22 protein-coding genes and 1 tRNA gene are annotated in these 24,719 nt (G+C 39.5%); 3 read left to right on the top strand and 20 right to left on the bottom strand.

Features of this window, described 5'->3' with window-relative positions:
• Positions 1 to 15: 15 nt before the first annotated feature.
• Positions 16 to 1,128, bottom strand: coding sequence for a low temperature requirement protein A (locus tag ACLN19_RS04740; protein WP_413383831.1), 1,113 nt, complete (start codon positions 1,126 to 1,128; stop codon positions 16 to 18).
• A 126-nt stretch (positions 1,129 to 1,254) separates the two neighbouring features.
• Between ACLN19_RS04740 and tyrS the strand changes: the two genes are divergently transcribed.
• Together tyrS and ACLN19_RS04730 are read left to right on the top strand one after the other, a co-directional pair.
• Entirely contained in the window at positions 1,255 to 2,511 is a 1,257-nt protein-coding gene (gene tyrS / locus ACLN19_RS04735) for a tyrosine--tRNA ligase (protein WP_413383829.1), read from the top strand.
• Positions 2,512 to 2,573: 62 nt separating this feature from the next.
• Positions 2,574 to 3,323: a TMEM175 family protein gene (locus ACLN19_RS04730; protein ID WP_413383827.1), complete on the top strand. Its 750-nt coding sequence runs from the start codon at positions 2,574 to 2,576 to the stop codon at positions 3,321 to 3,323.
• Between the two features lie 24 nt (positions 3,324 to 3,347).
• Here the strand turns inward: ACLN19_RS04730 and ACLN19_RS04725 are convergent, their stop codons facing one another.
• The 18 genes from ACLN19_RS04725 to ACLN19_RS04640 all read right to left on the bottom strand — a co-directional run bounded on the left by ACLN19_RS04725 (position 3,348) and on the right by ACLN19_RS04640 (position 23,857).
• Positions 3,348 to 4,154, bottom strand: coding sequence for a metal ABC transporter permease (locus ACLN19_RS04725; RefSeq protein ID WP_413383825.1), 807 nt, complete (start codon positions 4,152 to 4,154; stop codon positions 3,348 to 3,350).
• Positions 4,154 to 4,855: a metal ABC transporter ATP-binding protein gene (locus ACLN19_RS04720; protein WP_413383823.1), complete on the bottom strand. Its 702-nt coding sequence runs from the start codon at positions 4,853 to 4,855 to the stop codon at positions 4,154 to 4,156. Before ACLN19_RS04720 ends, ACLN19_RS04725 begins: the two co-directional genes overlap by 1 nt.
• A 2-nt stretch (positions 4,856 to 4,857) precedes the next feature.
• Positions 4,858 to 5,301 carry a zinc-dependent MarR family transcriptional regulator gene (locus tag ACLN19_RS04715; RefSeq protein WP_413383820.1) on the bottom strand — a complete coding sequence of 148 codons (444 nt, stop codon included), beginning with the start codon at positions 5,299 to 5,301 and terminating at the stop codon, positions 4,858 to 4,860.
• A gap of 104 nt (positions 5,302 to 5,405) precedes the next feature.
• Entirely contained in the window at positions 5,406 to 7,721 is a 2,316-nt protein-coding gene (locus tag ACLN19_RS04710) for a glycoside hydrolase family 68 protein (protein WP_413383818.1), read from the bottom strand.
• Positions 7,722 to 7,964: 243 nt separating this feature from the next.
• A complete protein-coding gene (locus ACLN19_RS04705; RefSeq protein WP_413383816.1) occupies positions 7,965 to 8,555 on the bottom strand; it encodes a sugar O-acetyltransferase in 591 nt (196 codons plus the stop codon).
• Position 8,556: 1 nt separating this feature from the next.
• Positions 8,557 to 9,294, bottom strand: coding sequence for a sugar phosphate isomerase/epimerase family protein (locus ACLN19_RS04700; RefSeq protein WP_413383814.1), 738 nt, complete (start codon positions 9,292 to 9,294; stop codon positions 8,557 to 8,559).
• Positions 9,291 to 10,823 carry an FGGY-family carbohydrate kinase gene (locus tag ACLN19_RS04695; protein ID WP_413383910.1) on the bottom strand — a complete coding sequence of 511 codons (1,533 nt, stop codon included), beginning with the start codon at positions 10,821 to 10,823 and terminating at the stop codon, positions 9,291 to 9,293. The genes ACLN19_RS04700 and ACLN19_RS04695 overlap by 4 nt, the downstream gene beginning before the upstream one ends.
• A 68-nt stretch (positions 10,824 to 10,891) precedes the next feature.
• On the bottom strand, positions 10,892 to 11,878 hold the full coding sequence (locus ACLN19_RS04690; RefSeq protein ID WP_413383812.1) for an amidohydrolase family protein: 987 nt from the start codon (positions 11,876 to 11,878) through the stop codon (positions 10,892 to 10,894).
• A gap of 22 nt (positions 11,879 to 11,900) precedes the next feature.
• Positions 11,901 to 13,355, bottom strand: coding sequence for a PTS galactitol transporter subunit IIC (locus tag ACLN19_RS04685; protein WP_413383810.1), 1,455 nt, complete (start codon positions 13,353 to 13,355; stop codon positions 11,901 to 11,903).
• Positions 13,356 to 13,390: 35 nt separating this feature from the next.
• Positions 13,391 to 14,344 carry a 2-hydroxyacid dehydrogenase family protein gene (locus tag ACLN19_RS04680; protein WP_413383807.1) on the bottom strand — a complete coding sequence of 318 codons (954 nt, stop codon included), beginning with the start codon at positions 14,342 to 14,344 and terminating at the stop codon, positions 13,391 to 13,393.
• Positions 14,345 to 14,348: 4 nt separating this feature from the next.
• Positions 14,349 to 15,374, bottom strand: a complete 1,026-nt coding sequence (locus ACLN19_RS04675) for a hypothetical protein (protein ID WP_413383805.1) — start codon at positions 15,372 to 15,374, stop codon at positions 14,349 to 14,351.
• A gap of 191 nt (positions 15,375 to 15,565) precedes the next feature.
• Complete coding sequence (locus ACLN19_RS04670) at positions 15,566 to 16,546, bottom strand: LacI family DNA-binding transcriptional regulator (protein ID WP_413383804.1); 981 nt, start codon at positions 16,544 to 16,546, stop codon at positions 15,566 to 15,568.
• A gap of 113 nt (positions 16,547 to 16,659) precedes the next feature.
• Positions 16,660 to 18,000, bottom strand: a complete 1,341-nt coding sequence (locus ACLN19_RS04665; protein ID WP_413383802.1) for a M20 family metallopeptidase — start codon at positions 17,998 to 18,000, stop codon at positions 16,660 to 16,662.
• Positions 18,001 to 18,012: 12 nt separating this feature from the next.
• The gene (locus tag ACLN19_RS04660) at positions 18,013 to 19,515 is read right to left on the bottom strand and encodes a YfcC family protein (protein WP_413383800.1); all 1,503 of its coding nucleotides are present in this window, start codon (positions 19,513 to 19,515) and stop codon (positions 18,013 to 18,015) included.
• A gap of 93 nt (positions 19,516 to 19,608) precedes the next feature.
• Complete coding sequence (arcC, locus tag ACLN19_RS04655) at positions 19,609 to 20,559, bottom strand: carbamate kinase (RefSeq protein ID WP_413383798.1); 951 nt, start codon at positions 20,557 to 20,559, stop codon at positions 19,609 to 19,611.
• A gap of 67 nt (positions 20,560 to 20,626) precedes the next feature.
• Positions 20,627 to 21,640, bottom strand: coding sequence for an ornithine carbamoyltransferase (gene argF, locus ACLN19_RS04650; protein ID WP_413383796.1), 1,014 nt, complete (start codon positions 21,638 to 21,640; stop codon positions 20,627 to 20,629).
• 60 nt (positions 21,641 to 21,700) lie between these two features.
• Positions 21,701 to 22,930 carry an arginine deiminase gene (gene arcA, locus ACLN19_RS04645; protein WP_413383794.1) on the bottom strand — a complete coding sequence of 410 codons (1,230 nt, stop codon included), beginning with the start codon at positions 22,928 to 22,930 and terminating at the stop codon, positions 21,701 to 21,703.
• A gap of 249 nt (positions 22,931 to 23,179) precedes the next feature.
• The gene (locus ACLN19_RS04640) at positions 23,180 to 23,857 is read right to left on the bottom strand and encodes a Crp/Fnr family transcriptional regulator (RefSeq protein ID WP_413383792.1); all 678 of its coding nucleotides are present in this window, start codon (positions 23,855 to 23,857) and stop codon (positions 23,180 to 23,182) included.
• A gap of 143 nt (positions 23,858 to 24,000) precedes the next feature.
• Here ACLN19_RS04640 and ACLN19_RS04635 point away from each other — a divergent pair, with 143 nt between their 5' ends.
• A complete protein-coding gene (locus ACLN19_RS04635; RefSeq protein ID WP_413383790.1) occupies positions 24,001 to 24,471 on the top strand; it encodes an arginine repressor in 471 nt (156 codons plus the stop codon).
• A 90-nt stretch (positions 24,472 to 24,561) separates the two neighbouring features.
• Here ACLN19_RS04635 and ACLN19_RS04630 read toward each other — a convergent pair.
• Positions 24,562 to 24,645, bottom strand: a tRNA-Leu gene (locus tag ACLN19_RS04630).
• Between the last annotated feature and the right edge of the window lie 74 nt (positions 24,646 to 24,719).

The following is a 24,719-nucleotide window of genomic DNA, read 5'->3' as shown; positions in this document are numbered from 1 at the left end:
CTTCAAAAGTCAACCTCAGCTTTTTGGGCTGTTGACTTGTTTCTGATAAAAAAGATAATGGTTTAGTAAGATAATCCCTGTCATGGCTGTGGTCAGCAGTAAGACCAGCTCTGCATTTTCCCTGAGAAAGAGACTAAGGCATAGCCCAACTCCAAAAATCACAGCTTGTTTAAGAAGATAGTTTTTCGAGTACACCAAACGGTCATGATTGTAGTGTCTTTGAGCGAGTAAACCACTATAAAAGAGATATAGCCCCAAATAGCAAAACACTACCCAAAAGAGACGATTAACGTCACTTTCAAAGACAGATAGCGATACCGTCACAAAGCTCAGTCCAATAAACATTGGATAATAGAGATAAATCATACTAACCCCTGTCTCCTGCTCAGCATGATGATTGACAAAACGCTCAAATGTCATCACATAAAAGAAAAACAAACACAAAACCAATATAAAGACCAATACAGACGTCACAGATAAGGTCTCCACACTAAAGTAAGGCGCAATCCCAATCAACATCTCTCCAAAAGTGATAATCACTAATAAAGATAGACGCTCAAGCAAATGAGGGACAATGACGGGCGTCTTTTGCATCTTTTTCTCTAACGAAATTGGCAACAACATGCCTAACAAAATACCAGCACTAACGACATAAATACCCACCTGGTAAGGTAGAAAAACACCTAAAAACACAAGCCCTGTCCGAATAGCTAAAATCTTAACGTAAGATTTCGCAAGCGAGATATAGAGGTCATCCTCACATCGAAAAACTTGCCTGAGATACTGACCTAAAATCAACAAGGATATCACACCTACAACCACCGAAAAGGGGCGAAAAAGTGCTTCTGCACCTTCTAGTGAAAAGTTATTGGATAAAAAGAGCACTGCTATCATCTCTGCCTGCAGAAACAAATGATCCCAGATGCTATTTTTACCATAACGATTGGTAAAGACCGTCTGATACATCCACGTATTGATAACCACAATTAAGCAAAGCATAAAAGCGATAAGAGCAGATAAAGGGATAATACCCTCATGTAAATGATGAATAAGCGCTGTCATCTTAGAAATCGCATACACAAAAACAAGATCAAAAAAGAGCTCACTCATTTCAACTTTTTTTGTCATAGTATTCCTTTCTCCTCCGTTACTTCATTATAGCATAAGCTTGAAGGCTTTTTTCAGGAATTTTCGCCCTTTTTAGTCAAAATATGATACAATGATACTTGATTATATTTTTCAAAGGAGAGAACCATGCACATTTTTGATGAGCTAAAGGAACGTGGACTTGTCTTTCAGACGACCGATGAAGATGCCCTACGCAAGGCGCTAGAAAGTGGACAGGTTTCTTATTATACAGGCTATGATCCTACGGCTGATAGCTTACATCTAGGGCACTTAGTCGCTATCTTGACAAGCCGCCGCTTACAATTGGCAGGACACAAACCTTACGCTCTTGTTGGAGGTGCAACTGGTTTGATTGGTGACCCATCTTTTAAAGATGCCGAACGTAGCCTACAAACCAAGGAAACTGTCTATGGTTGGGTTAGCAAAATCCAAAACCAACTCTCACGCTTTTTAAATTTTGATGACGGTGACAATAAAGCTGTCATGGTCAACAACTACGATTGGTTTGCTAGCGTGAGTTTCATTGACTTTCTCCGTGATGTCGGTAAGTACTTCACCGTCAACTACATGATGAGTAAAGAGTCTGTCAAAAAACGTATCGAGACAGGAATTTCCTACACAGAGTTTGCCTACCAAATCATGCAGGGCTATGACTTTTACGAATTAAATGACAAATACAATGTGACTCTACAAATCGGCGGTAGCGACCAATGGGGCAACATGACAGCAGGTACTGAGTTGTTGCGCCGTAAAGCAGATAAGATTGGACACGTCATGACCGTGCCGCTTATCACCGATGCGACAGGTAAAAAATTTGGTAAATCAGAAGGTAATGCCGTCTGGCTTGATGCTACAAAGACGTCTCCTTACGAGATGTACCAATTTTGGCTCAATGTTATGGATGAGGATGCTATACGTTTCCTCAAGATTTTCACCTTCTTATCTTTAGAAGATATCGAAGCGATTCGTGTTCAATTTGAAGCAGCACCACATGAACGTCTAGCCCAAAAGACCTTGGCTCGTGAGGTAGTGACCTTGGTCCATGGCAAAGATGCTTATCAAGAAGCTGTCAATATCACTGAGCAACTCTTTACAGGAAATATCAAGGCCCTCTCTGTTGCTGAACTTAAACAAGGACTCAAAAATGTCCCTAATTACGCCGTTCAAGATGAGGATAGCCTAAACATCGTTGATATCTTAGTAAGTGCTAAGATTGTCAACTCCAAACGCCAAGCTAGAGAAGATGTCACAAACGGTGCCATCTACATCAACGGCGAGCGTATCACAGACCTAGATTACACCTTATCAGAGCAAGATAAAATCGAAGGTCAGCTTACCGTTATTCGTCGTGGGAAGAAAAAATACTTCGTCCTACACTACTAATACTAAAAGAGCGAAATTACTCGCTCTTTTCTATCGAAAGGAAGATTATTTAGGAGAGGATTATGAGACAATCTAAAAAAGAACGTCGCAAACAAGAATTAGAACCGTTTTTTAATCACATTCAAGAAGAATTTTCCCAACTCTATCCAGAGCTTGAAGGGCTATCAGATGAGGAATCACTTGAGGTAAGAAAACGCTTGATTGAAGAGCAAGAGATAGATAATAGCAAGCGGCTCAAAGAGCACACCGAAGTCTTTTCTGATGCTATCATTGCCATTATCGCAACAGTTATGCTGCTAGAGATACCACTGCCTACGGAAGTTAGTCGTTTTCATGACTTTCTCTTTAGTATTTTCATCTTTTTGACAACCTTTTTCATTGTCCTTGATAAATGGTGGGACAATCACAAGCAATTTAATCAAGTCAAAACTATAACACCTGCTATCGTCATTTCTCAGTTTGGCTTTATGGCTGGACTGGCATTGCTTCCTATCTTTGCGCGTTGGATGATGGAAGATGTGACAACCATAGCCGTTTTGAGCTACGGTATAGCTGTTTTGATAACCAATTTTTTCCATTGGCTTATCGGCTATCTTATCTCAAGCCTGCGCTTTCAAGACACGACTTATACCAAACAACTCATCAACCGCATGAATTATCGTAGGCTCCTGGGTACCTTTTTACTGAGCCTTGTCATCCTTGCCCTATCCTTTATCAACCCACAAATCGCCTTTTATTTCTATATTATCAACCCTATCATTTCCTTTAGGCACTCCCTAAAATCACAAGCTCGTCAGCCTCTACAAAGATAAAAAGAACCCCTAGGGGTTCTTTTTTCATGCCTTTAAAAAGCGCCCGATAAAGCCAACTAAGGCAAACAGACTAATAAAAATCAAAGTAATCGTGGCACTCGCTGGTGTCTCCCAATAATACGAGATAAACAAACCAGATACCATACCGATGAAGCCTATCAGCATTCCCAACCAGACAACAGAGGTAAAATTGCGACCCAATCGCATAGCAATACTGGCTGGCAAGACCATAATGGTCGATACCAAAAGCGCCCCTGCTGAAGGGATAGTCAGTGCAATCGCAACACCTGTCACGACATTAAATAAAATAGACATGAGCTTGACAGGAAGGCCATCTACAAAGGCAGTATCCTCATCAAAGGTCAAAACATACATAGGACGGATAAATAAAAAAGTCAAACAAACTATCAAAATCGCCATGATAGCTAGAAAAATCACCTGTTCCAAACTAATCGTAATAATGGAACCAAAAAGATACTGCTCTAAGCTCACACTACCACCATCAGCCTTACTCATGACAATCAAAGCAATCGCCAAGCCAAACGACATGATAATCGCCGTTGCAATCTCCATATAGTGTTTATAGACTGTCCGCAAATACTCTAATAAAACAGCTGCAAGAACCACGACGACCAAGGTTGACCAAGTCGTTGAAACGCCTAAAAGAAGACCAAAAGCAACACCCGCTAGAGACACATGGCTCAACGTATCGCTCATCAAACTTTGCCTACGCAGTATCAAAAAAATCCCCAAAATAGGTGCAAAAATACTAATGCAAATAGCCGCTAGAAGCGCACGCTGCATAAACCCAAAGGATAACAGTTCTAACATTAGACTTCCTCACTTTCATCAGCCTCATGGACATTAAAACAACGCCAAGGCAGACTATTATCACGCACCAGATGAATATTACGATCAACAAATCGACTCACCCCTTCTGGATCGTGAGTAATCATTAAAACTGATTTACCGTGCTTATGAGCACTATGGTGCATCAGTTCGTAAAAAGTCTCTGTCGTTCGACTATCCATACCTGTTGTCGGCTCATCCAAGACAAAAATATCAGGATCTGAGGCAAACATCCTGGCAATCACCGCTCGCTGTTTTTGACCACCAGATAGACTTCCTATACGACGATGGCGATAATCCCACATGCCTACCGACTCTAAGCTTATCTGGACGTGCTTTTCATCATGACTATCTAACCTACGAAACCAGCCATTACGAGGATAACGTCCTGAACGAACAAATTCATAGACAGTCGATGGAAAACCAGCATTAAAGCTAGCAATCTGCTGTGGTAAATAGGCCAAGCGTAATTTTTTGCCGTCTTTATTGACATCACTGATAGTCACCTGCCCTAGCTTAGGCTTTAAAATGCCTAGCGTTGCCTTGATTAAGGTGGACTTAGCAGCACCATTTTCCCCAGTCAAGGTCACAAATTCGCCACTATCAAGATGATAATTGACCCCTTCTAAAACAGGTTCGCTATCATATTGAAAACTCAAATCTTCTACTGTAATGTAGCGCATACTTACTCCTTTATCGCCTCTGATACTCGCTTGATAAAGCGCACAATGACGTCTTGTTCTTGAGCTGAAAAATCACTCAGCACATGATCATATACTGCCAAAGTCAACTCATGATGATGCTTATGCTCCTTAGCAATCGGAGCGCCTGCTTTTGTCAACTCTAAAAGAACCAAGCGCCCATCGTGCTTCCCTTTTACTGAACGCACAAGCTCCTGCTTTAACAAAGGCTTTACCGCCTTAGTGACTGCTGCTTGACTAACAGACAAGCTCTTAGCCAAATTCGAATTACTCAGTTGCCCATTATCTAACAGCAACATCAAAATATGCTCCTGCGTGTTGGTCAAAGAAAGACCGCTCTGACAGGCCCCCAATAAAAACTCATGCTGATTTTCAGCCCGCATCACAATTTGGTTGATGAGTTGGTCAATTTGTGCATTGATTTCCATAGAGAACCTCCTTTTCTTAACCAGTTAATTATATCACGAACCTATCTCTGCCGCAAGGACTTCTCATACATAAAAAATAAGGCTAGATTTAGCCCTATTTTTTATTAATGTTTGCGTTTTCTGTGATACAAGAGAGCACTCATGGACGTCAATACCATCATCAAGCCACTCATAATATTCATCTCTTTCGAACCTGTATTTGGTAGAGCCATCCCAGCAGATACAACAGGAACTTCCTTGTTAATCACAGGTGTCATTGGATCTTCTGGCTTAGCAGGATCTTCAGGAGTTGTTGGTGTCGTAGGTACTGTTGGATCTTGTGGGTCAACAGGTGTGACAGGTGTCACTGGCGTATTCGGAGTCACTGGTTTGTGTGGTGTCAATGGTTGATGCGGTTTCAAATTATAACCACCATAGCTACCCAATCTTTCCCAATCAACTTCATAATCTTCCCCTGGCAAATGAGAATTCTCTAAAGTACCGACATGATGTAAGGTATTACTACTATCATCCCAAATCCAATCTCCTTGTTCTGTCATCGCTGCTAAGATATGTGATGTCCCATCAGGAGATAATTGAACCAAGAAGCTTGGTGCCCAAGTCGAATTATTACCAACACCAGCAATCTCACCTCTATTAGTCATATAAGCTGTCACTAATATAGTATCATCAGACCCTTCGACAGGCACTGCATAATAAGAGTATGTTGCTGTACGCCAGTCAGCTGGTACAGAAGCTGTTAAAACAACACTAGAATTATTAAGCGGTTTGTAAGGACCTCTAAGACTATCTGATACAAATCCTAGCATAACAACATCATCACCAACATCTTTACGAACTTTAATAGTTCCTTCTGTATCTGATGATTTACTAATACGTGATGCTGTAAATAAATAATAGCGATTACCCACTTTTACCACACTTGGTCTTTCAACCTCGTCTGTCACCAAATGAGTGGTTACAAGTGGCGTGTAAGCTTCAGCTACAATCGGTACTTTCTCACTACCTACTAATCGAACAATCCCAATAGCACCGTTTGCCCATGCTCCTATTTTCGTTTTTTCTTTATTATTTAAAAATGATAAAAAGTTCTTAACGTTATACTTTGTATCACCGCCATAATTTTTAAAATCATAAAGTTGGTGCAAACCTTGATAGTTTTCCAATCCAGTATTTGCCTCAAACACAAGGTAGCGAGTACCATCATCATCTTTGACAATGTGTGGGTCTCTCAACGTATAGTTATCAGCTCTATCTGCAAAACCATCGTTATTGATGTCATCGTTAAAGGTTGATTCAAACTGCTGATACGTTTGGTAATGATAGCCATCACCTGCAAATAGCTCTCTATCATTTGTAACAGAATCAATAACCACTTCGCCATCAACTACTTTTAAATTAAGTGTTGCAGTTGCTAGACGTTGATGGTTTAATTTTCCATAACTCGTATCATTTTTGGTGTAATAAAGCTGGATAGTTCCATCCGAATTAACCGTAGCAGAGCCTGACCACTGTTGTTCATCAGCATTGGCATAGTATCCAAAAATCGGACCAGCATTTCTCCAGTTTGCAAAATTATTGTCCTTATAATCATTATAAAGCAAATATAGGTGATTTGAGTTCTTATTTGGAGCACCTGCCATAGCAACTACCAGTTGGTACCCATTCCAATTGCTTACCAATTTAGTATCCAAATCTTGTACTGGCCATGAATCCCAGATATCCAAATCTGTTAATTCCATTGTCTGAGCATCAACAGTTGTCATCGCTGGCATATTTTTAATGGTATCAGCTTTAAAATATGGAATGGCATATCTAGCGTCTTGACTTAAAAATGTCTCTACGATATCTTCTAGATTTTTATAAGTCAACTTAGTTCCAGTATTGGCCTGATTATCTAAAATAATCGCATTCAAAGCTTCTTTTTGATCAGCCGTTAGAGTGGAGATGTCTAATCCTGCTTCAGTAGCAATTTTATTGGCTGTTTCGTTGAGACCGTTAGCATCGAGTGACTCAGCAGAAGGAGTGGATTCTGTAACTGCTTTAGCGCCTGTCTCAGTTGTACTTACCGCTTCAATCTCAGCATCTGCACTTGGAGTAACTGTAGAAGCTGCTTCTTCTGGTGCCTCAACTTTAGAATCAGTCACCTCTTGTGAGGCAGAAGATACTTCTGTTTGTGCTGTTTCTGGCACTTGCTCTGCGACACTATCGCTTGATGTTGACGTTGCAGTCATGTCAGCTGTTGATTGTACATTTGTATCCAAAAGACCATCATTTGTGCTTGTTTGACTAACTTCCTTTACAGTTGCAACTTCTTTTACAGCTACATCTTGTGTCTCATCGGCAAAAATCGTCTGGCTACTGGCTCCCAAGATCATAGTAGCAAAACTTACGGCTAAGATTGTTTGGCGCTTATTCATGGCCACTCCTCCTATGTTCTTTTCAAAATGAATATATATATATATATTCATAGTGACATATCTCATTGCTACTTTCAAGATGTTTCAGAAAAAATTGTGACAATTATCACTATAAAAAGCAGACGATCCTCTCGCCTGCTTCATATCACCTTCTAGAGGGGATTGCTAAGTCCTCTAGCTGACCTATATCTTAATTACCTTATCCCACTATAACTTGTCTAGATAACCCAACTCCTCTTTAGTCTAAGCTCTATATCCACTTTTATCGGCATCTGTGATGGGTCTAATAACACGACAAGGCACACCAGTTGCAATAACATTGCTTGGGATATCCTTTGTCACCACACTACCTGAACCAATAATAACATTGTCGCCGATTGTTACCCCCTGATTGATATGGACACCTGCTCCAATCCAAACATCATCACCAATCCTAACAGGTTTAGCGTAACAAGCACCCAACCTACGCTCTTGTGGATCTATGGCGTGATTTGAGGTGTAAATACCGACACGCGGACCAAATAAAACATTGTCACCAATCGTAATCTCTGCCCCATCTAACATCACACAATCAAAATTAGCATAAAATCGTTTTCCGATAGAGATATTATAGCCAAATTCACAACGAAAATGCGGTTCAAAATAAGTACCTTCACCGACATCATTGAAAAGCTCTTTTAATATCTTCTCACGCACATCATTAGCTTGACCGTAACTGTTATTATAGTCATTCGTCAAAAGGACTGCTCGTTCTCTTGCTTTTATCAGTTCTGGTGTCAAATCATTATACATAGCTCCTGATAATATATGCTGACGTTGCTCTTCTAAAGTCATCTTAACCTCCACAAAATTTCTCTAGATCCTTCTTGATGATATCTACTGATGCAGGGTATTCAAAAGCGATATACTCTACATCAGAAAACATATTCATCAATCCTAACATATCCAAATCCCCAGCAAATAAACTGGTTAACATTACCTCATCTTCCTGCTTATGGTAGTTTTTACAATGTATGTAAGTTGATACATCTTTTAAGGCATCCAAAGCTTCAAAGACATTCTCACCAACCCAAGCCCAATTTCCTGTATCAAAAACAAAACTAATGGGAAGATTAGCTTTTTGACACTTAGCCATCATCAATTGACAATTTGATATACTAGCAAACTGAGGATCTTGATTATTTTCAAGACGTATGCCAATGCCTGTATCCAATTGCTTATGCCATTCCTCCAATTCTGAGAGGCTAATCCTACTAGCATCACCGACATTAAGCTTTATAAAAGGAGCTCCTATTAAGGCTGCCTCTTGACAAAACAGCTGAAGATTAGGATGAATCTTATGGTCTAAGACAAAATCTTCATTGATACTGTAAAACAACTCCACATCTAACTCATCTGCCTTAGCTTTTAAAAGAAGTAAATCACTTGTAATATCGCCTAAAAATTCACGACGAATCTCCACGCGCCTCAGACCTAAAGTCTTTATACTATCTAGTAAATCCACTTGCTTTATTCCCTTATCTAGCGCTTCTTTAAACACTATGGTATTTAAAATAATATCTTCTTTCCTCATTCTATCTCCTCTAGTCTTGCCAAAAGACCGTGTACTTTCTCCCAAGTCGGCCATAACGTCTTTAATAAAGCTTGATAAACCTCATATTTCTCCTCATAAAGAACACTCTGACTCAATCGTGGTTCAAAACGTTTCTTGACTCTAACCATCTGACTGACAGCATCCTCCAATGAAACGCCATATATTGCTTGATGGGCTGCAATCGCTCCTCCCAATCCACCAAGCTCCGTAGCCTCGACACACTCAACAGGCAAGGATAAACTATCTGCAAACATCTGTAACCATTGTGGTGAATTGCTTGCTCCTCCTGACAGACGCACTAAATGGGGTCTACTAGACACCGTTAAAACCATTTGTTCAATATGTTGTTTATGAGCAAAACAAACACCCTCATAAACAGCACGAATCATCTCAGACTTACTCGTCTTAGCAGTCAAACCAAGAAAACACGATTTGGCATCTACATGACTATTGCTTCCGTATAAAAACGGTAAGAAAATAAGCTTGCTGTAGCTAGCATCGGTGTGTTCTAAAAAGCTTTCTAAATCCTCGTAGATCGATTTTCCTTTATTCTTAGCGCGTTCTATCTCATCAGCCATAAGCAACTTAAGCATAATGTCTAAATTACCAGCTGATGTCGCACTACTACCTTCAATAAGATAACGTCTATCAGGAAAATAAGAATTCATTTGCCCGCTATCTTGACTAGCAGGATATAAACTGGGATAAGTATTGATGTTCCACGTGCCTGCAATGACACTAAACGTCTGACTGTCTAAAACCCCTGAACCTATTGCACAAGCATCAATATCAAACAAGCCACCAATAACAGGTGTCCCTTCTACTAACCCCGTCAAACTCGCCGTTTCCTGACTCACTCCACCAACAATCTCTTTATAGTCCACTAAAGGAGGCAGACAATCTATCATTTCAGCAATACCAAAAAAGTCTAATATACTAGCATCATAATGACCTGTTTCAAAATTGATCCAATGATTTCCTGAGGCATCTCCGTACTCTTGATTGATTTTTCCAGTCAATTTAAAGCGAATATAATCTTTAGCTGATAAAATACTGCCTATTTGGGCATAGTCTTGAGGCTTATTCTCTTTGAGCCATCGTAAAAGTACGGGATTTTGCACACCTACAACATGTTGACGTGTCTTAGGCCACAGTTTATCAATATCTTTTTCAAACATCTCTGCCAAATCATTTGCCCTAGTATCTGTCGATAATATCCCTTTACAAAATTCTCTACCTTCCTTATCCAAAACATACAGACCCTTACCATGTCCAATACAAGCAATCGCTCTAATATCACTAGGTATAATACTAGACTCTGTCATAAGGTTTCTAATCGCTTGACTAATCGCCTGCCAAGTCTCTAACAAATCCACCTCACGATAACCTGTCTTATCTTCCAATCGTAACGTCTCAAAAGATGATACCGCTATCTGCTGTCCTTTGTCATCAAAAAGAATAACTTTGGTATTTGTCCCACCGTAATCAATACTCATGTAATATGACATCATAATCTCCTCTAATAAAAATAGGAATGAACAAAGGTAACCTTGTCACCTTCATTCACTCCTGCTCATTAAAATAGTCGCAAATCTTTAGTCACAGGGTCAACTGCTTCACGATTAGCTTTGATATGCTCTGGTTTGAAATAAACACGTTCAGCATTATGATAGAAAATATCTTCTAACTCTTCTTGGCTAAAAACATCAATGTGTTCTAACCATGTCGCTAATTCTTCGTAAGTATTAAATGTAGCTGACCACGGCGAATCTGTCCCCCAAATTAAACGTTTAGCTCCCAACACTTCTTTGGCAATACGGATATTTTGCTCCGATTTAGGAAATGGAAAGACATCTGGTCTATCAATATCTTGAATAGCTGAAATATCGGTATAGATATTGTCAAATGCCTGCCACATCTCAAGCTCTGCTCTCAAACGATTTGGGGTATCTGCGTGCGGAAATGATAGATGACACACTACAAAATCAAGGCTTGGATAAAGACGTGCAAGATTAGCAATAGCATCTGGTTGATGACTAATCTGATCAAAATTACCATAATCTGTCGTTACTACAAATCCTGGGTAATCTAATAAATAACTCAAAATACGGCTCACATAAGGATCGGTATCCAATCTGAAAGGAGTGTGCGTACGATAACCATGAATACCACCACCTTGGCTAATCTCAAACTTAATCGCTCTAAATCCTAGCTGCTCAACATGTCGTTGTACAATTTGCATGGCATTTTCAGCATAAGGATCCACTGAAAAGGCGCCTGTGAACCGTTCTGGATAACGTTTCATTGCTAAATAAGTATAATAGTTTTGATAGCCATTTAGATGACCTTGTAAAATCACCGCCTTATCAATATGATGTTCATCCATGATCGTCAGAAAGGCTTCAGCACTAAAATCTTCTGTCCCATAGCCATCTGGAATCAACTTAATCAATTCCCCATCATCCCAGATAGTATAACCATCTCCGATAGGATTAAGACGTCCTTTTCCATTAAATCCTGCAACGGCTTTAACAATATGCGCATGTCCATCAATTTTTTTCATAATCTAAATCCTTCTAGGTGACTCACTCTTCACCAATAAAAATCTTGTCTGAACTACCTTCATAACCACTGTTTTTATCTGCCATACGACGCAAATAAGCATAGATGCTCTCCCTCTTAGTACGAAGGAAGAAAAGGAAGATAAGATAAATGACAATCGTAGCTCCTATCCATAAAGGATTTCCTGATATCCAAGCAAAGAATACAAGAGCTGTTAGAGGATGTGCTAAAAGATTAAAGCTCATAATCATCGCCACTCCTGCTGGAAGAGCTGCTCCAAATTGTTTCACAGCATCCGTATAGATAGGGCCTAAGCTACTAGCAGCATATAAACCTAGAGAAAACCAAATAACACCATTTAAAATCGCCTTTAAAATGTTACCTTTTGAAACGGCTATCATCGCTTCAATCATAAATGGAATAGCTATAAGGTCAACGACAGGAAGAGCTTGATTTCCAGGAAGAAGTAGGGCGACAACCACCATAATAGGTACTAAGATGAGACCTGCTATAATCGTAGCTGGCTCTCCAAATCCAACACCATCATCAACAGCAATAAACCAACGCTTTTTATCCAGATTGCCAGCCTCTTCAGCTTCACTTTCTTTTTTCTTATTGCGCTCCACAGCTTCAGCTAAAGGAGAGAAAGCGCTTGCAAAAACACCCGTAATCAATGGGAAAATAGTCATAACAGCTGCTAAGGCAATCGCAAATGTTAAAATACCACCCCAAGTATCAACATCAGTCAGATGCTTCAAACTTCCTAAAATACCAATAATCAATCCCAAAATAAACCCAAGTGTCATTGGTTCTCCAAAAATACCTAATTTTTTCTTCAGTGACTCAGGATTCAATTTGACCTTGTTGACGCCTAAAAGATTCCATAACGGATCAAGAATCAAAGCTGGAACCAATGTTTCGATGTTATGAATTGAGTTAATCGTCGCATTTTTAACACCATAATAATCTGACCATCTATCTGCGACAACTTCTGACATAATCAACGAATAGAGTAAGACAAAAACCATAAAAGCAAAGGATAAAACAAAGTTTCCTGTCGCTGCATAAGCCATTGTTCCCCAAATCATATAACCAAAATTATTCCAAAGATTAGACGGAACAAAAACGCGTGTAATACCCACTAAAAACAAAACTAGCTCAATGAGTAAACCAAACACAAAAAATGATAATCCTATTTCAGATGAAAAGGCTGTCAAAGAACCCGCTTGCCAACCGATATCTACAATAGGTAAATTCAGACCTGTCGTCTTTACCATTTGTTGAATATAAGTGGTTACCATAGGTGCAAAAGACGATATAATCCAACCAAATCCCGTCAAACCAACTCCAGCGCGCAAGGCACTGAAGAAGGCTTTCCTAGGATTTACTTTAAGAAAAAGACTGACGATAAAAATCATCATCGGAACAACTGTCGATGCTCCAAATACTTCAAAAAATTTACGCAATGCTTCTAGCATATTGCTCACCTATTCCCTTTTTCTTTTCTTAGCTCTTATTTATTAACAACGTTTTGCGCTTCTCCATTGAAAAAGGCAATAATGTTATCAGCTGCTTCTTTCGCTAAATGACGACGAGCCTCAATTGTCCCTGTCCCTGCATGAGGGGCCATAATGACGTTATCTAAAGCTCTCAATTGTTCAGATACTTCTGGCTCAAATTCAAAAACATCCAAACCTGCTCCAGCAATCTCACCTGTCTGCAAAGCTTCAATCAAATCAAGTTCAGATACAATTGGACCACGAGCTGCGTTGATCAGATAACTACGATTTTTCATTTTCTTGAAAACATCTTTGTTAAATTTATGCTTAGTCGAAGGAAGAGATGGCGCATGAATTGTAATGACATCTGCTTGTGTCACCAAATCATCAAAATCTACATACGTCACATCAAGCTCTTTTTCAACATCTTCTGGTAAACGATAAACATCGTGATAAAGCACCTTCATTCCAAATGCTTTAGCAAAACCTGCAACAGTCGATCCAATGCGTCCCATACCATAAATACCAAGAGTCGCTCCTTCTAAAGCTAAACCTTGATAACGCTTTTCACTTGGATCAATCCAATCACCACGACGAACAATCTGATCATAAAAAGCAAGACGTTTTGTTGCTGCCAACAATAATGCAAAAGTCATCTCGGCTGTCGGCACACGTACCGCCTGAGGTGAATTGGATACGACAATCCCTTTACTTTTAGCATAATCAATATCAACATGATCAAAACCAACTGCATTCAAAGAGATAATTTTAAGGTTCTCCCCAGCATCAATCATCTCTTTATCCCCTTTTTGCCCCATCAAAAGCCACCCATCATATTCATGAAGATGTTCAAGAACATACTCTCGTGAAAATGGGGTTTCAGAATAAGTGACATCATAAGTTGCCATCAATTCTTCCAAACCCTCTTTAGGTACAATACCTGTCACTAAAATTTTCTCTTTTACCACTATGTTACTCTCCTTTTCCTAACTCATAGAGTGCTACTTCACCACGGCCATTATTGGCCGAAAAGACATATGCTCTTTTTTCTTTTTCAAATGCCAACACATTACTTGACGCAGCGCTAGCATCCAACATAATCGGCTTAAAACTGGTATTACTTTCAGGATACCACAATAAATCTGCTTCTCCAGAACGAAAACCAAAAACAACCCCCTTTTGACCAAGTAATTGACCCGACCAAATAGCATGCCCAAACGGCGTTTCCTTTGGATGATGATACAGCTCTGTGCTAAAGTCTTCTGTCAAGACCCTTAGACGATCTCCGTGAAAACCTTGAATGAGAATATTTTCCTTTTTCCCATCTTGATTAAGATCAATTTGGACAATATCGCTCGTCTCTTCTGCAAAAAGAATATCCAGTCGCCAATCTCCAGTATCTGAAAATGACGGGTAGGTTAATTTAACGACACCTTCGACGGCTGTAATCAAGGAATAACCTTCTTCTTTGACCGCATAGTAACCATGATTTTTTAACAATCGTAAGGGTAGTTCACTGATGTCTTTTAGCGCTTTGTCAACTGTATCAAAACGACCCACAAAAATCTTACCACTATCTGACCAATCCTCAACATATGCTTTTGAATTGGCAATCGTACACCCAACAAATAAAATGTCACCACTATTATCTAAAATCAAGTCAAAACGATGTAAATAAGGAAAGTCGCACAAAGGCTTAACTATCCAATTCCCATCTTTAAACTGACCATATACTATTTGACAATCTTTTGCATCAAATCCTGGATAAAAACGCTGTGTCGCTAAAAAATCCATCGTCCCAGGAATTTGGACGATACTCATCGTTCCACCAACAGTATCCCAAACTATCTGTTTTTTAAAATCATCATTCACATCATAAGCAAAACACGAGTCCTTCACTTCAGATGCTACAAGTAAATAATCATGGTGCTCGTCTGTCAACCTAGCTACTGCATAGCAGGATGGCAAAGTATCTGAAATCACTTTTCTAACGTCCAATATATCCTCCTTCTATCGCGCAGAGAGTTAAACGTTTAACTAAAAAGGTCTAAAAAAACAAACTTAAAGTCGACTAAAGTTTCTTTTTTTCTATATATTTATTATACATCTTCCTCTGACAAAAAGCAAGCGCTTTCTTTTGAAAAGAGTGAATCGTTTAACTTTTCTAAAAGATTGACTCACTGCCAATCTTAAAAAGAATGTCTTTCGATAATATGACTTTTCACCTCCAACAACTGAGGCGCTTGCTTGGTGTCTGCACTTAATTTATCCAATAGGGTTTGTGCAGCTAGTTGTCCAATCCGATAAGAGTCTTGCTGGATACAAGATACATTAGGATTTAAAACTTCCATCCACTCTAAATCCTCATAAGAACCTAGACCATAATCTGTAGGGTAATGATATTTTGACTGATGCATCAATTTCATAAACGTTAATAATGAAGGACCATTCATTGTAAAGAAAGCCACTTTTTCATGTGACGTCTCAATGATATGATCTACTAGCTGTCTCACATTATCTTGCCCTAAAATAATCAACCTATTGACATCATCACTAACTTCATCACAAAAAGCTTGGTAGCGAATCTCTCGTGTTGAGATACCTTCTATCGGAAAAGATACAAAATAAATACGCTTATAACCTTTTTGTTTCATCAAACGCAAAAAGCTTCGTGTTGACTGATAATTATCAGCAACTACTGTATCAATCTCTAGTGTCTTTGATTGTCTATCAACCATTACGACTTTATCTCTATCTAAAAGATGCACAATTTGATGATTAGCATCCACCGAATCCAAAATAATACCTGATACATTTTGCTGACTTAGACGATTCAGATTTTCTAGCTCCAATTGGACATCATTATCAGAATTCGTAAAGTTGACACTATAGCCAAATTGTTTACACGTGTCATGAATCCCCTTCATCACAGATGAAATAAAAGGGTTCGTAATATCTGCAATCACAACACCTATGGTCTGAGTATCCTTTGTTACTAAGCTTCTGGCTATCTGACTCGGCTGATAACCAGTCGTAGCAATGGCCTGTGCTATTTTTTCACGTGTTTTTACTGACATCTTCTTATAGTTACCGTTAAGATAATAAGATACGGTTGCAGTTGACACACCGACTAAAAGAGCAATATCTTTAATTGTCACATTTTTAAACACAATATCTCCCTCCTACCTCTTTATTATACCATATCCCAAACAGCAATAAGATCCTCACCAATACTTATATAGACCTAGCAGAAAAAACAGGACAAAAGTCCTGTTTTTTTGCGTTATTCTGAGTGTTTTGCTGCCAAACGATAGAGCGCTTCAGCGTAAATCGTCATCGCTTTATACAAATCCTCTAGTGCCATATGCTCATTTTCCTGGTGCTCTGTCTGCGGGCTATTAGGAAAACAAGCGCCAAAGGCAACACAATTGGGCATGGTTCTAGCAAATGTAGCACCACCAGAAGCAATAGGAGCACTCAAATCCCCTGTCTGTTCACGGTACACAGCCATCAATGTTTCTACTAATTGGCTATCTCGTGGGACATATAAGGGAGCTAAATAGTCATATTCCTCATAATCAAGCTGATAGTCTGCTGCTTTTGTAACCAACTGTTGGACGAGAGCCTCCTTGTCAGCTAGGACTGGAATCCGAATATCAAGACGTATCTCTGATAAACGCTCATTGACTGTAAGACCTGCAACATTGATACTCAAATCGCCTGATTCTCTATCTGATAAGTCACCAAAAAGCGACCTTCCAGTAGCATCCTCACCTATCACCTGACTGATAAAGCTAAGTGCAGGACAATCATAAAGAGGCGACAAAACTTTGGCTAAACGGACAATAGCATTGATACCTTTTGCTGCATCTTTAGAGTGTTGCGCTAAACCTACAATGATGACTGAGTCGTCTTGACTCTCATACTCAAAATGATGCTCATCTAAAGCACGAGTCACCTCCTCTAAAAACTCTCCTGAATAGCGAGCCTTCGCAGGAACGACATTAAAAGCATCACCACATTCTAAAGATAAACTAGCATCCCCCTTACCGTGTAACTTGACTTGCAAAAGCCCTTTTTCAGCATAAGTCAGAGGAAAGACAGAGTCAGGAGCAAATCCCATAGTAGCTTGTTCTTCTCGTTGATTATAGCGATTCATGCAACGCCACAAGGTTTCCTCGTCTGTTCCAAAGATAAAGCGCACTCTCTTATCTAGGACAACACCCTTATCCAGTAAAGCCTTCATGGCAAATAAAGCTGCCATAGAGGGACCTTTATCATCTTGGACGCCACGTCCATAGATTTTTCCATCCCTAATGTCCATCTTAAAAGGATTGCTAAGCCATTTTGTTCTATCTCCAGCAGGTACAACATCCAAATGACAAAGTACCGCCAAAAGCTCGCTTCCCTCACCGACCTCAGCATAACCATAGTAACCTTTATCATCACAGTAAGTTCTAAAACCTAATGACTTGGCTAATGCTAAGGTATAATCAAGCGCATCTTGTATCGGCTGACCAAAGGGAGTCTTGCTATCATCCTCTTGCAATACAGAGGCAAAACTCACTAGATGAGCTAGTGCCTCAACACAATCCTTTTGCTGTTTTTCTGTAATAAACGTCATCTTCCTCCCCCTCTAAAATAAGGTCGCAATGACTAAAATAGCCATACTAACAACAACTACTAAAGCGATAAATTTACCGACAAACTTATACCAAGTACCAATCTCAATGCGGCCAAGCGCTAGAGCTCCCATAACGATACCTGATGTTGGAGCTACCAGATTTAAGACACCTGATGCAGCTTGGAAAGTCGTAATAATCAGGCTTGCTGGCACATGGACAAATTCACCCATAGGTGCCATAATACCCATAGAAGCACTGGCTAAACCAGATGTAGATGGAATTAAGAATGACATTGGCAGATAGAAAAGATAAGTCAATACGATAAAGACTTGTGAGGAGAGACCCTTAAGCCCCAACTCACCCCAATGAAGAATAGTTGCTGTAATCATACCATCATTCATGATGACTTGAATACCACGCGCAATTGCACAAATCAAAGCTACACTAAGCAAATCAGCTGCTCCTGCCATAAAAGCATTGACCAAACGATGCTCGTCCATACGATAGACGATACCGACTAAAACACCAGCAAATGCAAAAAGCATTGCTCCTTCTGGGAAATACCATGTCCCTAGCGCAGACATAGATGTCCCGATGACTTGTCCGAGATATGGCAAGTGAATCAACCAGTTGTTAATATCACTAAACAAGGTCACACCCAAGTCTTCCCATGGGATAAAGCTACAAATCATCAGAACAAACGTCAAAACAAAGACCCAAAGGACACGTTTTTGACCTGAAGAGAGATCCGCTGTGAGCGTTTGCGTATCAGCTACATTAAAATGCTTAATGTCTTCTTCACGCGTCTTATAAACTAAGGATTGGGTCGGATCTTTTTTGACTTTCTCAGCGTAATTTCCCACAAAAACCATAGCTAGCGCCAGCATGACGACAAAAAATACCAAACGCCAAATCATACCATCTGCAATACTCACACCAGCTGCCGCTGAAGCCACACCTGTTGCAAAAGGATTAACCGTAGAAGCTAGACAGCCGATTTGTGAACCCAATAAGATAATAGCCACACCTGTGATACTATCAAAGCCAACAGCCATCATGACAGGCACAAGAAGGGGATAAAAAGCCATAGTTTCCTCGCCCATACCATAGGTAGAGCCCCCTAAGGCAAATAAAGGCATTAAAATGTAGATAAGCATTTTTTCACGCCCTTTAAAACGCTTCACAATAGAAGCTATCCCGACATCAAGCGCACCAGTCTCATTGACCACGCCTAAAAACGCACCAACCATTAAAATAAACAAGGCAACATCTATCGCTCCTGACGTTGCACCGTGACCTAGCATCGCCCTAATCGGTGCCATCAAGATATCCCATATCCCTTGCGGATTTTGCTTAACTTGCTGATACGTTCCTGTGATTAAGTTGCCTGCTTTATCCACCTGATATTCACCAGCTGGGACAATCCATGTCAAAACCGCCATGATAGCAATAATTAGCATCAAGATGGTATAGGATGTCGGCATTTTAAACCGTTTTTTTGCTGTTTTGCCCATAGCAATAACCTCCTATGATTTGTGATACACCTGTATCATCTCCTACTTAAAAAGAGGTCTGTGACACTTACCTCACAAACCTCCCTTTCTCACTTACTTATGATGTTCAATAATGGTTCCACTATCAGATGCAATCAAAGCCCCTAGATTTTCAAGCGAAGTAATGACTGCTTTTGCGCTAGGCTTATGCTCTACAAAATTCATAGCGGCCTCTACCTTAGGTAACATACTACCTGGTGCAAATTGATTGTCTGCGATATACTCTCTAAGCTCTGATAAGGTCACATGCTCTAAACGTCTTTGGCTAGGTTTGTTAAAGTCAATATACACATAATCGACACCTGTCAATACAATAAATAAATCAGCATCAACCAACTCTGCTAAAATCTGAGACGCAAAGTCCTTATCAATAACAGCCTCAACACCTGTAAGCGTACCGTCATTTTCTTCGATGACAGGAATGCCTCCGCCACCATTAGCGATAACCACAGCACCTGAATCTAATAAGGTTCTAATAGTACCGATTTCCTTGATACCGATTGGTTTAGGGGAGGCGACAACTTTTCGCCAACCACGCCCTGCATCTTCTTTGAAAGTCGCACCAGTCTTTTGAGCTTCTTGTTTAGCCTCTTCTTCGGTATAAAAAGGACCGATGGGCTTACTAAGATTGTCAAAGGCAGGGTCATTTTTGTCAACAAGCACCTGCGTAATCAATGACGCTACTTCTTTTGTGATATGCTCCTTGGTCAATTCATTTTCAAGAGCATTTTGCAACCAAAAACCAATACTACCCTCTGTCATCGCTACTAAAGAGTCTAGAGGAAAAGCGGGATTTTTTTCAGAATCCGCTGCTAAATTTTGGAGCAAGAGATTTCCCACTTGAGGTCCATTACCATGGGTAATAATCAGCTCATCTCCATTTTTAATCAATTCTACAAGGTATTTAGCTGTCTCTACTAAAGCCTTTTTTTGGGCTTGTGCTGATGGGTCTGACGATAAAATCGCATTGCCACCCAAAGCCACAACAATTTTTCTCTGTGCCATACCTTATCTCCTAACAAATAAGGACTAAGCTAAAGCAAACTTAGCTCAGCCCTCCTGTTCTTCTCGTTTAAGCTTTTGGAATAAAAAGATTTCCCAAAGTTGCTGCCATGACAGCCTTAATGGTGTGCATACGGTTTTCTGCTTGGTCAAACTGACGTGCATACTGGCTACGAAAGACCTCATCGGTCACTTCCATCTCACGCACACCAAAGCGTTCTGCAATATCTTTACCATAGACAGTATTGGTATCGTGAAAGGCTGGTAGGCAATGTAAGAAGATAAGATTGTCATTATTGGCTTTCTTAACCAACTCCATATTGACTTGATAAGGTCTCAATAATGTCACACGTTCTTCAAATTTATCTTCTTCCCCCATAGAAACCCAAACATCTGTATATAGGACATCAGCACCTTTAACAGCTTCATCTGCATCTTCTGTCAATAAAATATGAGAGCCACTTTCTTTAGCGTATTTTTCAGCTAAACTAATAACATCTTGTTCTGGGAAGAGCTCTTTTGGTGAAAAGATATGAACATTGACACCCAAGAGAGAGCCTGTCACAAGCAAGCTATTAGCCATATTATTACGACCGTCACCGCAGTAAACCAACGTCAATCCTTCTAATTTACCAAAGTTTTCCTTGATTGTTAGAAAATCTGCCAACATTTGTGTTGGGTGCCATTCATCTGTCAAACCATTCCAGACAGGAACACCTGAAAACTCAGCCAACTCTTCAACCATACGTTGGCTAAAACCACGGAATTCTATACCGTCAAACATACGTCCTAAGACTTTTGCTGTATCCTCAGTTGATTCTTTTTTACCAAGCTGAATGTCATTTGCCCCTAAATACTCAGGATGAGCTCCCAAGTCTATCGCAGCTGTTGTAAACGCCGCACGTGTACGTGTTGAAGTCTTTTCAAAAAGGAGAGCGATATTTTTACCTTCTAGATAACGATGCGGAATATGACGTTTTTTCAAATCCTTTAGGTGAGCTGAAAAATCAATCAAATATTCTAGCTCTGCTCGTGTAAAATCTTTTTCTGCTAAAAAACTTCTTCCTTGAAATACTGATGACATAACATCCTCTTTTCTATTGTCTTTCACTAGCTATTTAATAGCCTTGTACGATTGATACTTCTAGAGATCTTCTCTCTCAAACGGCATTGACATACAACGAGGTCCACCACGACCGCGTACCAATTCGCTACCGCCAATTTTAATCAAGCGCAGACCCTTAGATTCCAAAATAGCATTTGTAATGGTATTGCGTCGATACACAACAATTACACCTGGGGCGATGGTCAAGGTATTAGAACCATCATTCCATTGTTCGCGTCCCGCAGCAACCATATTATCACCACCACAACGAATCAACTCAACCTTATCAACCCCTAAATTGTCAGCTAGAAGTTCTGCTAAGTCTCCTGTCTCTTCTTCAATGTGGAGCTTACCATCATCATAAGTGACAGAGTACACCTTCAAATCCCCTTCAATCTCAGGGTGAATGGTAAACTTATCATAGTCAACCATGGTAAAGACAGTATCTAAATGCATAAATTTACGGTTATTGGCAAATTCAAAGGCGAGCACCTTTTTAAAGCCGACACGACGTTTAAAGATATTGATAAGGAGCTTTTCGATAGACGCAGCATCTGTACGTTGAGAAATACCCACTGCTAAGACGTCCTTTGATAAGACTAGCTCATCGCCACCTTCAATCCGTGTTGTTTCATCCCTACTATAAACCATAGGTACTTTTCCACCATACTCAGGATGGTAGGTAAAAATATATTTACCATAAATCGTTTCACGATTACGTGTTTCTGAGTACATATGATTTAGAGACACTGCATTACCAATAGTGGCAAAAGGGTCTCTAGTAAAGTACAAGTTAGGCATTGGGTCAATTGCAAAAGGATAGTCAGATTCAACCAAGTCAGTCAACCCTTTTTCTTCTGTAATTTCAGGAAGTTCTGCCTTTTGAATACCTGCCATTGTCTTTTCGATCAACTCTTTATTATCTTCGATAGACAACAGCAAATTGCGAATAACCTCTTTAGTAGCACGTCCTTTGATATTGGCTTCTTCCAAATATTCATCAATAAATTGTTCACGAATATCTTGATTGATTAACGATTCCGCCGCCAAATCCTCTAAATAAAGTACCTCAACACCCTCATCACGAAGCGCTTGAGCAAAAGCATCATGCTCTTTTTGGGCATCTTCCAAAAATGGAATATCATCAAACAACAAACGCTCAAGGTAGTCAGGCATTAGATTTTCAATTTCCTTACCTGGTCGGTGAAGCATTACTTTTTTTAGCTTACCAATTTCAGAGTAAACGTGGATTGGTTGTTTTTCAGCCATAGATTGTCATCCTTTCTAACGATAAGTGAATTCACATACCAGCGAGTTAGCTATCTCATTTACAGTTTTATTATAAACGTTTTGCTTTTTGGTAACGTGACCATTAAGACAAATAGAAAGCGCTATCCATCACACTTTTACCCTTTTTTTACATATATTTACATAAAAAGCAGCTAAAAACGAAAAAAGTATTAAAAAATATAAATACACTCATAATTATAAAATAAAAAAATCCAAAAAAATTGGATTTTAAGTGATATATTGTAAAAAATAATCTTTATCTTCATAGCATAAATATTTATGAGACAAAGATAAAACGCCTTTTTCCTTTAATTGCCCCAAAACACGACTCACCGTCTCTCTTGTTGTTCCACTAAGATTGGCAATATCAATGGTTGTCAACGTAAATGGTAACTTCTCATCATCTCCCATCTCTACTAAAAGAAGCGCTAATGATTGGATAACACGTGTTTGAGCACTGGAAGTGACCATATTTCTCAAACGAATCTCATGAAATTCTAAAATTCGTGACATATTCGTATAGAGATGCTTCATCTGATACCGATTCCCCAACGAATAACTTTCATACAAATCTACAGGAATCGTAAAATACTCGATATCCGTCATCGCCACTGCCAAAAAATGATAAGTCGTCTCAGAAAACAAATCACCACAAGGGAAAATCGAATCACGTTTCACAAAATCAGTATATAAAAAATTCCCCGAACGGTCTGCCTGCTCAAACTTAACATAACCAGACACTAATAAAAAGAGCTTGTCTCTATTATCTTCACGATAAAAGAGAATTTGCTTCTTTTTAGCTTTTCTAAATTGCACAGCAGAAACAAGATGATCAAATTCATCAATGGAAAAATAACGGAAATCATCTAACTGCCGTAAATAATAGTACTGTTCTCTACTAATCATCCCAGTTTTACCCTCCATTTAGTCTTGATACTCTCTTGTTCCCTAATCACCTTTATTGTACCATTAAACCCTAAAAATTGAAAACGTTTTACAATTTTCCTTAATTTTGTTATACTCAAGCTGAGTATTATGGAGGTATTATCATGAATAAAAAAGAAGCTAGACAAAAGTTAATACGATCTCTTGTCTCTGAAAAACACATTAAAACCCAACAAGAACTACAAGCATTACTCCAACAAAATGGCATTTCGATCACACAAGCGACACTCTCACGCGATATGAAAGAGCTCAACCTCATCAAAATCAATAACGGTGATCCACATTATGAGATTTATAGTATCAGTAAATCTCGCTGGGAGTATCGCTTGCGCTTCTACATGGAAGACGCTCTTGTCATGATGCGTCCCGTACAACACCAAGTTGTACTCAAAACATTACCTGGACTCGCTCAAACTTTTGGTTCTATCCTTGATTTTTTAGATATGGATGAAATCATCACAACCATATGCGGTGATGATACTTGTCTAGTCATCTGTGAAGATGCCCAAAAAGCCCAAGCCTGCTTTGAACAACTAAGCGCCTATACACCTCCATTCTTTTTCACTGATAAATAATCACTACTCCTATCGTAAACTCCTCAAGGTATCTCTGAGGAGTTTTTTAACTACAAAAAAGCAGTAGAATAATCTACTACTTTTAAGCTATACCGGCGGCCGGGGTCGAACCGGCACGTCCGTGAGGACACTGGATTTTGAGTCCAGCGCGTCTGCCAATTCCGCCACGCCGGCATCATACTATATGATGACAACTGGGGTAGCTGGATTCGAACCAACGCATGAGGGAGTCAAAGTCCCTTGCCTTA

The organism is Streptococcus lishijunsis (assembly GCF_047290665.1).
Classification (GTDB): Bacteria; Bacillota; Bacilli; order Lactobacillales; family Streptococcaceae; genus Streptococcus.
The sequence above is the reverse complement of the archived record's forward strand: the minus strand, read 5'-3'. Positions and strand labels throughout refer to the sequence as shown.

Excerpts from the sequence above, each read along its gene's own strand:
- ACLN19_RS04705 (WP_413383816.1), bottom strand. The coding sequence starts at position 8,555 with ATGACTTTAGAAGAGCAACGTCAGCATATATTATCAGGAGCTATGTAT.
- ACLN19_RS04690 (WP_413383812.1), bottom strand. The coding sequence starts at position 11,878 with ATGAAAAAAATTGATGGACATGCGCATATTGTTAAAGCCGTTGCAGGA.
- ACLN19_RS04740 (WP_413383831.1), bottom strand. The coding sequence starts at position 1,128 with ATGACAAAAAAAGTTGAAATGAGTGAGCTCTTTTTTGATCTTGTTTTT.
- tyrS (WP_413383829.1), top strand. The coding sequence starts at position 1,255 with ATGCACATTTTTGATGAGCTAAAGGAACGTGGACTTGTCTTTCAGACG.
- ACLN19_RS04660 (WP_413383800.1), bottom strand. The coding sequence starts at position 19,515 with ATGGGCAAAACAGCAAAAAAACGGTTTAAAATGCCGACATCCTATACC.
- ACLN19_RS04730 (WP_413383827.1), top strand. The coding sequence starts at position 2,574 with ATGAGACAATCTAAAAAAGAACGTCGCAAACAAGAATTAGAACCGTTT.
- ACLN19_RS04710 (WP_413383818.1), bottom strand. The coding sequence starts at position 7,721 with ATGAATAAGCGCCAAACAATCTTAGCCGTAAGTTTTGCTACTATGATC.
- ACLN19_RS04665 (WP_413383802.1), bottom strand. The coding sequence starts at position 18,000 with ATGACGTTTATTACAGAAAAACAGCAAAAGGATTGTGTTGAGGCACTA.
- ACLN19_RS04685 (WP_413383810.1), bottom strand. The coding sequence starts at position 13,355 with ATGCTAGAAGCATTGCGTAAATTTTTTGAAGTATTTGGAGCATCGACA.
- ACLN19_RS04695 (WP_413383910.1), bottom strand. The coding sequence starts at position 10,823 with ATGTCATATTACATGAGTATTGATTACGGTGGGACAAATACCAAAGTT.
- ACLN19_RS04700 (WP_413383814.1), bottom strand. The coding sequence starts at position 9,294 with ATGAGGAAAGAAGATATTATTTTAAATACCATAGTGTTTAAAGAAGCG.
- arcC (WP_413383798.1), bottom strand. The coding sequence starts at position 20,559 with ATGGCACAGAGAAAAATTGTTGTGGCTTTGGGTGGCAATGCGATTTTA.
- arcA (WP_413383794.1), bottom strand. The coding sequence starts at position 22,930 with ATGGCTGAAAAACAACCAATCCACGTTTACTCTGAAATTGGTAAGCTA.
- ACLN19_RS04725 (WP_413383825.1), bottom strand. The coding sequence starts at position 4,154 with ATGTTAGAACTGTTATCCTTTGGGTTTATGCAGCGTGCGCTTCTAGCG.
- ACLN19_RS04640 (WP_413383792.1), bottom strand. The coding sequence starts at position 23,857 with ATGATTAGTAGAGAACAGTACTATTATTTACGGCAGTTAGATGATTTC.
- argF (WP_413383796.1), bottom strand. The coding sequence starts at position 21,640 with ATGTCATCAGTATTTCAAGGAAGAAGTTTTTTAGCAGAAAAAGATTTT.
- ACLN19_RS04635 (WP_413383790.1), top strand. The coding sequence starts at position 24,001 with ATGAATAAAAAAGAAGCTAGACAAAAGTTAATACGATCTCTTGTCTCT.
- ACLN19_RS04715 (WP_413383820.1), bottom strand. The coding sequence starts at position 5,301 with ATGGAAATCAATGCACAAATTGACCAACTCATCAACCAAATTGTGATG.
- ACLN19_RS04720 (WP_413383823.1), bottom strand. The coding sequence starts at position 4,855 with ATGCGCTACATTACAGTAGAAGATTTGAGTTTTCAATATGATAGCGAA.